The organism is Maribacter sp. MJ134, assembly GCF_003970695.1.
In the GTDB taxonomy this organism is placed as follows: Bacteria; Bacteroidota; Bacteroidia; order Flavobacteriales; family Flavobacteriaceae; genus Maribacter.
The window spans coordinates 2,089,422-2,101,329 of the sequence record NZ_CP034570.1; the positions used below are offsets into that span (position 1 = coordinate 2,089,422).

Annotated in this window: 9 protein-coding genes; 5 read left to right on the top strand and 4 right to left on the bottom strand. The window is 39.6% G+C overall.

What is annotated here, in order from left to right:
• Positions 1–209: 209 nt before the first annotated feature.
• The 4 genes from rpsJ to rpsL are packed head-to-tail and all read right to left on the bottom strand — an operon-like array spanning position 210 to position 3,537.
• Complete coding sequence (rpsJ, locus tag EJ994_RS09250; RefSeq protein ID WP_007094989.1) at positions 210–515, bottom strand: 30S ribosomal protein S10; 306 nt, start codon at positions 513–515, stop codon at positions 210–212.
• 9 nt (positions 516–524) lie between these two features.
• Positions 525–2,657, bottom strand: a complete 2,133-nt coding sequence (fusA, locus tag EJ994_RS09255; protein WP_126592176.1) for an elongation factor G — start codon at positions 2,655–2,657, stop codon at positions 525–527.
• 6 nt (positions 2,658–2,663) lie between these two features.
• Entirely contained in the window at positions 2,664–3,140 is a 477-nt protein-coding gene (gene rpsG, locus EJ994_RS09260) for a 30S ribosomal protein S7 (RefSeq protein ID WP_099573190.1), read from the bottom strand.
• Between the two features lie 22 nt (positions 3,141–3,162).
• A complete protein-coding gene (gene rpsL / locus EJ994_RS09265; protein ID WP_027078345.1) occupies positions 3,163–3,537 on the bottom strand; it encodes a 30S ribosomal protein S12 in 375 nt (124 codons plus the stop codon).
• A gap of 403 nt (positions 3,538–3,940) precedes the next feature.
• Here rpsL and EJ994_RS09270 point away from each other — a divergent pair, with 403 nt between their 5' ends.
• The 5 genes from EJ994_RS09270 to EJ994_RS09290 all read left to right on the top strand — a co-directional run bounded on the left by EJ994_RS09270 (position 3,941) and on the right by EJ994_RS09290 (position 11,907).
• Complete coding sequence (locus EJ994_RS09270) at positions 3,941–7,180, top strand: SusC/RagA family TonB-linked outer membrane protein (RefSeq protein WP_126592177.1); 3,240 nt, start codon at positions 3,941–3,943, stop codon at positions 7,178–7,180.
• Between the two features lie 120 nt (positions 7,181–7,300).
• On the top strand, positions 7,301–8,836 hold the full coding sequence (locus EJ994_RS09275) for a SusD/RagB family nutrient-binding outer membrane lipoprotein (RefSeq protein ID WP_241240755.1): 1,536 nt from the start codon (positions 7,301–7,303) through the stop codon (positions 8,834–8,836).
• Positions 8,837–8,852: 16 nt separating this feature from the next.
• A complete protein-coding gene (locus tag EJ994_RS09280; RefSeq protein WP_126592179.1) occupies positions 8,853–9,710 on the top strand; it encodes a hypothetical protein in 858 nt (285 codons plus the stop codon).
• A gap of 87 nt (positions 9,711–9,797) precedes the next feature.
• A complete protein-coding gene (locus EJ994_RS09285; RefSeq protein WP_126592180.1) occupies positions 9,798–11,111 on the top strand; it encodes an aryl-sulfate sulfotransferase in 1,314 nt (437 codons plus the stop codon).
• Between the two features lie 52 nt (positions 11,112–11,163).
• Positions 11,164–11,907: a hypothetical protein gene (locus EJ994_RS09290; RefSeq protein WP_126592181.1), complete on the top strand. Its 744-nt coding sequence runs from the start codon at positions 11,164–11,166 to the stop codon at positions 11,905–11,907.
• Position 11,908 lies beyond the last annotated feature (1 nt).

An 11,908-nucleotide genomic window follows, 5' to 3' on the forward strand; every position in this document is an offset into this window, starting at 1 on the left:
TATTAATTACTATTACTAATTCTTTTACAAAAAAATAGGGTCAAAATAATTCAACCCTGAATATATTTTTTCCGTTTTTCCCTCGCCCGCAGCTTAGGACATGTTTATTCTGAACTTGTTTCAGAATCTTATTAACTTTCGACAGACAACTCGACTTAGCTCAGTGTTTGTTCGACTTACGATTCTCAGAAATAGAGAATCGAACTTTGCTAAACCTTAATTTCTACTTCCACACCACTAGGCAACTCTAATTTCATCAGAGCGTCAATAGTTTTAGAAGAAGAGCTGTATATGTCCAACAATCTCTTATAAGAACTGAGTTGAAACTGCTCACGTGACTTTTTATTTACGTGAGGTGACCTCAATACCGTGAAAATTTTCTTGTGCGTTGGCAAGGGAATTGGCCCAGTAACAACAGCACCTGTAGTCTTTACCGTTTTTACAATCTTCTCAGCAGATTTGTCCACCAAATTATGATCGTAAGATTTAAGTTTTATTCTAATTTTTTGACTCATGTCCTAAATTTATGCTGTTATTCCTTTTGCCGCTTTAATAACTTCTTCAGATATATTAGAAGGTGTCTCGGCATAGTGTGAAAACTCCATTGTTGAGGTAGCACGTCCAGAAGAAAGTGTTCTTAAGGAAGTAACGTAACCAAACATTTCCGATAAAGGAACAGTACCCTTAACAACCTTGGCTCCGGCTCTGTCGCTCATATCACTAATCGTTCCTCTTCTTCGGTTCAAATCTCCAACGATATCACCCATGTTCTCCTCTGGAGTAATAACCTCCAATTTCATTATTGGTTCCATAATTACGGCACCTGCAGCCTTACCCGCAGCTTTATAACCCATCTTGGCAGCCAATTCAAACGAAAGTGCATCAGAATCTACAGGGTGGAAAGAACCATCTTTCAATACCACTTTCATGGTATCCATTTCAAATCCGGCCAAAGGTCCATTCTGCATTGCAGCTTTGAATCCTTTCTCTACGGATGGAATAAATTCCTTAGGTATACGACCACCTTTTATCTCATCCACAAACTGCAACCCATCTCCTTCGAAATCATCATCGGCAGGGCTCATTTCGAAGACGATATCTCCAAATTTACCACGACCACCAGATTGCTTCTTATAAGTTTCCCTGTGCGCAGCCATTTTGGTCAACGCTTCCTTATATTCAACTTGAGGCTCACCTTGATTAACCTCTACTTTAAACTCTCTTCGCAGTCTGTCTACAATGATATCCAAGTGAAGCTCACCCATCCCAGAAATAATAGTCTGGCCTGAAGCCTCATCGGTTTTAACTTGGAACGTAGGATCTTCTTCAGCTAATTTAGCCAAAGCCATACCTAGTTTATCCACATCAACCTTTGTCTTTGGCTCCACCGCGATACCTATTACAGGGTCCGGGAAATCCATACTTTCCAATATAATAGGATGCTTCTCAGAAGACATGGTATCTCCCGTCTTAATATCTTTGAAACCTACCGCAGCTCCAATATCTCCCGCCTCGATAAAATCGATAGCGTTTTGCTTATTAGAATGCATTTGATAGATTCTTGAAATTCTTTCCTTTTTACCGGATCGGTTATTCAGTATGTAAGAACCAGCGTCCAACCTTCCAGAATACGTTCTAAAGAATGCCAAACGACCCACAAAAGGATCTGTAGCAATCTTAAATGCCAAAGCAGCGAAAGGCTCCTTAACATCTGGTTTTCTAGAAATAGCCTTCCCAGTATCGGGATCCGTTCCAACTATGGCATCCTTATCTATAGGAGAAGGCAGATACCTACAAACAGCATCCAACAAGAACTGAACTCCCTTATTTTTAAAAGAAGAACCACAAATCATTGGTATGATAGCCCTGTCCATAACAGCAGCTCTTAATGCCGCATGCACTTCCTCTTCTGTAATGGAATCCTCGTCTTCGAAGAATTTTTCCATTAATTCCTCATCATATTCAGCAACAGCTTCTATTAAAGCAGCTCTATACTCCTTCACTTCAGCTTTCATTTCCTCAGGAATATCGATAACGTCAAAAGTAGAACCGAAACCTTCATCATGCCATACGATAGCACGGTTTTTGGCCAAATCCACAATTCCCTTGAAATCGGCTTCATCACCGATAGGCAAAACAATAGGAACAGCATTCGACCCTAACATCTCCTTCACCTGCTTACAGACCATAAGGAAATTAGAACCCTGACGGTCCATTTTATTTACGAAACCTATTCTCGGAACTTTATAGTTATCCGCTAACCTCCAGTTAGTCTCCGACTGTGGCTCAACACCATCAACCGCACTGAATAAAAATACCAAACCGTCCAAAACACGTAAAGACCTGTTCACCTCGACGGTGAAATCTACGTGACCCGGGGTATCTATGATATTAAAATGATAACCTTTAGCATCAGCAGTAGGTTTACCGTTCTCGGTAGGGAAATGCCATTCACAAGTGGTAGCTGCAGAAGTTATGGTAATACCCCTTTCCTGCTCTTGCTCCATCCAATCCATTGTCGCGGCACCATCATGCACCTCTCCAATTTTATGACTTACACCTGTATAAAAAAGTATACGCTCTGTTGTTGTTGTCTTTCCAGCATCAATATGAGCAGCAATACCTATATTTCTTGTATATTTTAAATCTCTTGCCATTTCTGATTAAAATCTAAAGTGGGAAAATGCTTTGTTCGCCTCGGCCATCTTGTGCGTATCTACTCTCTTCTTAACAGCAGCGCCTTCTTCTTTTGAAGCAGCTAGAATCTCAGCGGCTAATTTCTGCGACATACCTTTCTCGTTACGCTTTCTAGCAAAGCTGATTAGCCATTTCATTGCCGTAGAAATCTTTCTATCGGGTCTTATTTGCATTGGAATTTGAAAAGTAGCACCACCAACTCTTCTACTGCGGACCTCAACATGAGGCATAACGTTACTCAATGCATCTTTCCATAATTCTAAAGCTGTTTTTTCTTCATCCGTTTTCTTTGCATCCACAATATCTATTGCGTCGTAGAAAACACTGAAAGCCACAGATTTTTTTCCGTCCCACATCATCATGTTAACGAACCTTGTTACCAACTGGTCGTTAAATCTTGGATCTGGTAAAAGAGGTCTTTTTTTCGCCTGTCTTTTTCTCATTTCTTCTTTTTAAAAAGTGTTATTACTTCTTAGGTCTTTTTGCTCCGTACTTAGATCTACGTTGTGTTCTACCGGCAACACCTGCGGTGTCCAATGCTCCACGAACGATGTGATATCTAACTCCTGGCAAATCCTTTACTCTTCCGCCCCTTACTAATACTATCGAGTGCTCTTGAAGATTATGTCCCTCTCCTGGAATATAGGCATTCACCTCTTTTCCGTTGGTCAACCTAACCCTCGCAACTTTACGCATTGCTGAATTAGGTTTCTTTGGAGTGGTTGTGTACACACGTGTACATACCCCTCTTCTTTGTGGACACGAATCCAAAGCAGCCGATTTACTCTTCTTAGTAATTGTGGCTCTTCCTGTTCGTACTAATTGTGAAATTGTTGGCATACTATATAAATATGTATAAAATTACCCTTTGTTTAAGGGTCGGCAAATGTAGTAATATTTCCTAATAATTCAAACACCTGCCTAATTATTTTAAAACTTTTTTTCACCTCCCTATTTGAAACAAAAAAAAGACCTTTAGTAAGTACAAAAAAAGTCAGGCCAATTGCTTATTACCATCTATTAATCTTTTTAAATCGACAAACCTATTTTTTATAGAGTTTTACCTCTAATATTATCAAATTCTCAAAATCCATATTGTTACGTTATACATAGTAAAATTCAATAGCCGTTTCATTTATAACTTTGAAATAGTATCTGCATCCTTAAAGTTTTATTAAAATTAGTTTGGATTATTAACACATTATTATGATTTTTGCGCTTAGCTAATTCAAATAATTAAAAAATGAGAACAAAACGAAATGGATTGTTAACGCTATTATTGGCGTTAATTGTGCATCTATCTTTCGCACAAGAAAAAACAGTTACCGGTACGGTTACTGACCAGGACGGACTTCCGTTGCCTGGGGTGAACATCGTTGTTGAAGGAACAACTAACGGTACCCAAACTGATTTCGATGGTAATTATTCCATCAGCGCTTCGCAGGGCCAAACACTTCTCTTTACCTATATAGGTCAGAAGGCAATGAGGCAAGCTGTAGGTTCAGGAAACACGGTAAACGTGCAAATGACCGAAGATGCTCAAGCCTTAGAAGAAGTAGTAGTTACTGCCCAAGGTATTAAAAAGTCAAAGCAAGCGCTGGGTTACGCCGTGGCTGAAGTTGGCAAAGAAGCTTTGGAGCAGCGACCTGAAGGTGACGTTGGTAGAATCCTAACCGGTAAAGCTTCTGGTGTAAACATTACAGCACAGAGTGGTCTTTCTGGATCTGGTACCAGTATCGTTATCCGTGGACTAAGTAGTTTTAGTGGTAGTAACCAACCGCTTTTTATTGTTGATGGCGTTCCTTTTGATAGTGGCACCAACGGACAGTCGCAAAGTGGTGAAGATAGTAGCTTTGTTGATGGGAATAACGGATCCAGTAGATTCCTGGATTTAGACCCCAACAACATTGAAAACGTGAACGTACTTAAGGGTTTGGCAGCGGCCACCTTATATGGTACGGCAGGTCGTAATGGTGTTATCCTAATCACCACTAAAAATGGTGCTGCTGGCACTAGTGGTGGTGTAAAGAAAAATGAAATCACCGTAACTAGTTCATTATTCTTCAATGATATTGCTTCGCTTCCAGATTATCAGGATCAGTACGGAAATGGTTTCGACCAAGCTTTTGGATGGTTCTTTAGTAACTGGGGACCAAGTTTTGACAGAGACGGAGTCGCCGGTTGGGGTAACCAAGCAGCTATTGATGATGCAGGTACCTTAGCCCACCCATATTCAACTTCAACTTCAGCAATTAGAGCTGCGTTTCCGGAATTTGCCGGGGCACGTTATGATTGGAGACCATATGACAGTGTTGAAAACTTCTTCAGAACAGGTGTAGTAAAGAGTAACTCTGTTAACTTTAACGGGTCTTCAGAAGATGGTAAGGTTTCGTACAATGCCAACTTTGGTCACTTAGACGATGAAGGTTTTACACCTGAAAACGGTTTACAAAGGTATACGCTTGGTTTAGGTGGTAGAGCTATCCTTTCCAATAAATTCACCGTTTCTGGAACTATGAACTTTTCGAATACAGATTTTAAATCACCTCCAATTGCTGCCAGTACGGGTAACAGCGTATTTGGTACGGGATCTTCATTGTTCGCTAACCTTTTCTACACCCCACGAAGTGTGGATATTCAAGGATTGCCTTTTGAAAATCCTATCACTAGAGGAAGTGTTTACTATCGTCAGAACAACAGTATACAACATCCCTTATGGACTGTTAACAATGCTCAGACAAGACAGGTTACCAACCGTGTGTTCGGTAATGCAGCCTTAATGTATGATATTAATGACAACTTAAACCTTACTTATAGATTTGGTCTAGATGTGTACAGTGAAAACAATACAAACTCCCAAAACAAAGGAGGTATTGGTGGAAGTGTTGCAACGCAAAGCGGTATTCTACAAACATGGAACAACACAAACACTATCCTTGACCATAACTTTATCTTAACAGGACAGTACGAATTGTCCGAAAAAATTGGTTTCAGTTTCAATGCTGGTGCCACTACGAGAAGAGAAGTGTTCGATCAAAATGGTGTTGCAAGTTCTGGTCAACAAGCCTTTGGTGTGCTAAGACACTTCAACTTTCAATTACAGGATGAAATTCAATTTTTCCAAGAAAGAAATATAGCAGGTCTTTACGGGCAGTTAGATTTTGATTACGATAGAAAAATTTACTTAACGCTATCCGGAAGAAACGATTACGTATCTAACCTTGCAAAGGAGAACAGATCAATTTTCTATCCAAGTGCAAGTTTATCTTTAATTCCAACAAAGCTCATTGAAGGACTTCAGAGCCAAAATGGTATTAATTACATGAAACTGCGTGCGGGATACGGAACTTCTGCTAACTTCCCTACAGGATATCCTGTTGCGGCGACACTTGATTTAGATACACAGGATTTTCAAGATGGTGCTGGAAGAGATGTTACTACCAATACAAGTGCAGACCAATTGGGTAACCCTAATTTAAAGCCTGAACTTTTAGAGGAATTAGAATTTGGTTTGGAGACCAGATTGTTCAACAGTAGAGTCTCTCTTGATGCTTCTTACTATACAAGAACAACGAAAGACCTAATCATTGAACGTCCTTTAGATCCATCAACTGGTTTTATTCAAACACAGACTAACGTTGGTGAAATTAGTTCTTACGGTGTTGAATTAGATGCCACCGTAGATTTATTCAGAAGCGAAGAAGAAGGTGGTTTTAACTGGAGCATCAACTCAAACTTTACCGCTAATGAAACAGAAGTTGTAGACCTTGGTCTTGACACGGACATTGTTGTATATGCCGGTTTTACTAACCTAGGTAATGCAGCCCGTGTAGGTGAGCCTTTAGGTGTAATCGTTGGTTCAAGAATCCAAAGAGATGAAAACGACAACTTCATTGTAAACGGAGCAGGTAGTTATGCGGAAGAAAACGGAACTTTTACCATTGGTGACCCGAATCCAGATTGGTTATTAAATGTTGGTAATAGTATCAATTATAAAAACTTTTCTTTCAACTTCTTAATGAACTATACCCATGGTGGGGATATCTATAGTAGAACTACTTCTGTTCTTCTAGGTAGAGGACTTACCACGGATACCTTAGATCGTTTGAACAGTTTTATACTCCCTGGGGTAAAAGCAGATGGCACACCTAACGATGTAGCTGTAAACAACTCTACATTCTACTTCAGTAACGTACTTTTCGGTCCTGATGAATTAGGTATTTATGACGCTTCTGTTATAAGATTACAAGAAGTTTCCCTTGGTTACTCTATGCCTTCAAAGTGGTTGGACAAAACACCTTTTGGGTCGTTAAGTTTCACGCTATCAGGTCAAAACCTTTGGTATGAAGCTATTAACATACCAAAAGGAACTAACTTTGATCCAAACGTTGCCGGTGTAGGTGTTGGTAATGGTAGAGGTTTTGATTACTTGAACGGACCAAGCTCAAGAAGGTACGGATTGAGTGTTAGAGCAACATTTTAATTAAAAAAATATTTGATAATGAAAAAAACAATTAAATACATAGCTGCTTTTTTTATTGCCGGAGCCCTTTTCAACTCCTGTGAGACAACTGAGCTAGATCTGACTGAAGATCCAAATGCATTGACCCCTTCACAGGCTGACCCCGATTTCTACTTGAACGTTATTCAAGAGGATTTCGCAAGATTTACAGAATCTTTGGGAGAAACTATGGCAGAGGTTGTAAGAATAGAAAATATGTTCGGTAGAGATTACCAAAATGCATATGATCCTGCAAACTTTGACAACGAATGGGAAGAAGCTTATCAACAGATACTTCAGAACATTAAGGATATGAACGTTCTTACCAATGAGGCTGGTTTAACTAACCACACTGCAATGGGACAGTTCTACGAGGCTTACACCATATCTCTTTTAGTGGATTTCTTTGGTGATGTGCCTTATTCTCAAGCTTTACAAGCACCAGATATATTAAACCCGGTTCCTGACCCAGGTGCTGATGTTTATGCTGCTGCTATTGGGTTATTAGATAGTGCTATCGCTAACTTTAACGCTGGTGGTTCTGTTGATCCTCAGAATGACTTTTTCTACGACAATGATTACGATCAGTGGATCTTAGCTTGTAACACCTTAAAATTAAGATTGTACAAGAATACTGGTAACAATGCCGCTTTCAATAGCATTATCGCTTCTGGTGACTTTATCCAAGATTCAGCAGATGATATGCAGTTTCAGTGGGGAACTAATGAAGTTCAGCCTGATACACGTCATCCAGATTACGCCGACAACTATACTGTTACAGGTGGTGCTGATTATATGTCTATTTACCTAATGGAAATAATGGATCTTAGTGATGATCCCCGTATCAGATACTACTACTACAGACAAAATGCAACAGTACCTGGTTCAGATGGCACCCCTCCGAATGAAGAGACATTAGACTGTTCATTACAAGCGCCTCCTCCGCACTATGCCGCTGGTGGATTTACCTTCTGTACTTTACCTAACGGATATTGGGGTCGTAATCATGGAAATGATGCCGGTACTCCTCCAGATGGTTTATTAAGAACTATTCCTGGCGTATACCCTGTTGGTGGTCTTTTCGATGATAGTAGTTTCGCTGAATCTGGTCTTGGAGCTGGTGGTGGTGGAAACGGTGTAACACCGATTCTTTTAGCGTCTACTGTTGATTTTTGGAGAGCTGAAGTAGCTACCGCAGGTGGTGCTGCTGCTGCGAAACCTTTCTTACTGGATGGTATAGCTAAATCTATCGCCAAAGTACAAACCTTTGGATCTAGAGATCCAGGTGCAGATTTATCTACTGCACCTACAGAGGCTGACGTTGATGCATTTCTTGCTTCTATTGAAGCAGATTTCGACGCTGCTGACGACGAAGGTAAATTGAACATATGGGCAGAACAATTCTTAGTTTCTCTTAAAGGAAACGGTCATGATGGATACAACATGTACAGAAGAACAGGTTTCCCAACAACAATGGAGCCAAATTTAGAGTTAGATCCTGGAGCTTTTATCAGGTCTTTCTTCTATCCTGCTAATGCAGCTAACACGAACTCGAACATCTCGCAAAAAACAACCGTTACAGTTCAAGTATTTTGGGATACTAACCCAGCTTCACCTGGTTTCCCTGTTGGTAACTAATTAAATAAAAGAAAAAATGAAAAAACTAAGTTTATATTTTTTAACCTTTGCAACTGTCTTTTTCACGAGCTGTGAAAGCGATGACAAAATTGTAATAGATGTTATTGACGGTATAACCAGCAGTGCTATCTTAAGAACAAGAAGCATTGAAAGTGGTACTTTCAATAGGTTTGACACTTCATCGATTTTCTCTGTAACCGTAGAGCAACAAGATGAAGAGAATGGTGCCCTATTATCCTCTGTAGACGTCCTCGTATCTTTCGCGGACAACAAAGATGATGGTGTGGATAATTCTAAAGCAGAAGTAGCTTACACTACTATCCCTGCAAGCGAATTTAGCCCAAGTGAAAGAGGTCTTCCTCAAACGAACTTTACTGCTACCTTAGCTGAGGCTTTGGCTGCAGTTGGTTTGGTCGATGGACAATTTGACGGAGGGGATACCTTTAATTTTAGATTTGTTGTTAACTTAACGGATGGCACTTCTTGGTCAGCCGCCAATGGAAATGGAAACATCACCGGTGGTTCCTACTTTAGCTCACCTTACCAGTATACTGCTGGGGTAGCTTGTATACCTGTTACACCAGTGTCTGGAACCTACAACCTTGACATGGAAGATACCTATGGAGATGGTTGGGACGGAGCATTCTTTACAGTTTCTATTGATGGTGAAACTACGGATTACACTATAGAATCAGGTAGTGCTGCGAACTTTGATATTGTTGTTCCTGACGGAACAGAGGAGTTGACTTTCACCTATACTCCAGGAAACTTCGAAGAAGAGCATATTTGGGAATTAACTGCACCGACCGGAGAAACAGCAGCAGCTGGTTCACCTGGGCCTGGTGGAGATATTGTATTGAATATTTGCAATTAAATATCCGAACAATAGAATAAGAGTAAAGGCCAAACTTTAAGAGTTTGGCCTTTCTTTTTTTAATATCTTACCATCAAAAAATTTCTTATGAAAAAGTTAAGCTATAGGCAATATTTAATGCCACTTTTCTCCTTCATACTACTATATTCTTGTGAAACAACAGAACCAACGGTAGTAATACCTTCCGCTCCAGAGCAGGAGCAAACAGACCCAGCGGAACCTGAAGTGGAAAATGTAGGCCCTGTTCAGTTTTTCAATAAGTCTAAAATGGATAATAATTATGTTTTGGTGAATGATGCCAAGGCCAACTCCGTGTATCTTATGGACAAAGATGGGGCTATCCTTTACGACTTTCCACTTAACGGAGAACGATTAGGCAATGATGTTTTTCTATTGGACAACGGCCAACTTCTGGCCATGCTAGAATCTGCCGACCCCAAAATAGAAATTGGAGGTTTCGGTGGTAAACTACAAATATTGAACGCTGACGGAACCATCGCCTGGAATTTTGATTATTCCTCTGATGACTATATACTTCATCACGATGCCGAAATGTTACCGAACGGTAATATCCTTACTATGATATGGGAACGCAAGACCCCCGAAGAATCAATAGAAGCGGGTTATTCACTAAACGTTGAGACTTTTCCTGACGGTCTAATAGAAATAGACCCAGTTACCAACACTATCGTTTGGGAATGGCATGTTTGGGACCATGTTATTCAAGAGCACGATAGCACAAAATCCAATTTCGGAACTGTAGCTGATAATCCACAACTAATCGATGTCAATTATGTAACCGATGAAAACGGGGATATCACACACGGCAACGCAATCTCATATGACCCTGTAAAAGACGTCATTTATTTAAGTGCCAACTTCTATAGTGAGGTTTGGGTAATTGACCATAGTACTACCTCAGAAGAGGCATCCTCGAATACCGGTGGGCAATACGGAAAAGGAGGAGATTTAATATACAGATTTGGTAATCCGTCCGCTTATAAAAATACCCAAGGAGAGCGATTATTTCACAACAACCACTACCCTAACCTACTAGATGGAGCAGATGAAGGAAAAATGTTAATATTTTCTAACGGTGCAGAATTAGAGAAATCAACGGTCTATGAACTGAACTTACCTAACACCTTTGAATTACTACCTAACCTAAATAATGAACCCGAGGTACTATGGGAGTTCTCTAATGATGAACTCTATTCCCCTAAAGTTTCAGGAGCAGTGAAGCTTCCCAACGGAAACATACTTATTACCGAAGGTGATTTCGGTATTTGGGAAGTTACTAAAGAAAAAGAAATAGTTTGGAAATATAGCCAAGATGGATTTTTTTGGAGAGCTTATCATTACGATAAAAATGCCCCTGAAATTAAGTCTCTAGGGCTTTAAACAAAACACACACGTTTCTTAAATTTATATAACCCATTATCCAAAAGAAAAAATGAAAAAAATAATATTTATACTTCTAGCATTTTTTATCGCCCCTACACTACAATCTCAAAATCTCAGTACTGCACCAACAGGAGAAGCAGGATTATTTGGTGCCGCACAGGGGGGTAGCCCCATGCTCAACCTAGTCTTGATGGAACTAAGAACCAATGCTAAAAGTAGAGATTTAGGAGAAACAGTAGGTAGCCCCTACTCCACCGAAAACTTTGTGAAAAGTAAAATTTATTATGGGGACGAACCTCAAGGTGATTTCTTTATTCGCTATAATGCTCTTAACAGTGTCATTGAGATGAAAAAAACAGATTTACCAGATGAAGAAGCGAAAAGGCTATATCCCGATAAGAAAATCAAAATTAAATATTTAAATAAAGAATTACGTTTTACTACCTACATTAACAAAAAGAACGAAACAAAAAATGGATATTTATCGCAAATAGCATCCGGCTCTAAGTACAAACTATACCATAGACTAGCGGTCAAATATTCGGAGGGTAAACCCGCGATTAACTCTATGGTAGCAGATATTCCTAGTAGATTCGCTCATTTTGAAGAATATTATTATCAAAAAATAGGAGTAGACCGTATTGACTTTTTACCACAGAAAAAAGGTGGCTTCATTAAACAATTCGATAAAGAATTGCGGGAGAACATTAAAATCTATCTCAAAGAAGAAAATATAAACTTAGATCAAGAAGAAGATTTAATTAAGGCATTTAATCATATTAACGCTATGTAAA

Coding starts and splice junctions, on each gene's coding strand:
- EJ994_RS09285 (WP_126592180.1), top strand. CDS start 9,798: ATGAAAAAGTTAAGCTATAGGCAATATTTAATGCCACTTTTCTCCTTC.
- fusA (WP_126592176.1), bottom strand. CDS start 2,657: ATGGCAAGAGATTTAAAATATACAAGAAATATAGGTATTGCTGCTCAT.
- rpsG (WP_099573190.1), bottom strand. CDS start 3,140: ATGAGAAAAAGACAGGCGAAAAAAAGACCTCTTTTACCAGATCCAAGA.
- rpsJ (WP_007094989.1), bottom strand. CDS start 515: ATGAGTCAAAAAATTAGAATAAAACTTAAATCTTACGATCATAATTTG.
- rpsL (WP_027078345.1), bottom strand. CDS start 3,537: ATGCCAACAATTTCACAATTAGTACGAACAGGAAGAGCCACAATTACT.
- EJ994_RS09290 (WP_126592181.1), top strand. CDS start 11,164: ATGAAAAAAATAATATTTATACTTCTAGCATTTTTTATCGCCCCTACA.
- EJ994_RS09280 (WP_126592179.1), top strand. CDS start 8,853: ATGAAAAAACTAAGTTTATATTTTTTAACCTTTGCAACTGTCTTTTTC.
- EJ994_RS09270 (WP_126592177.1), top strand. CDS start 3,941: ATGAGAACAAAACGAAATGGATTGTTAACGCTATTATTGGCGTTAATT.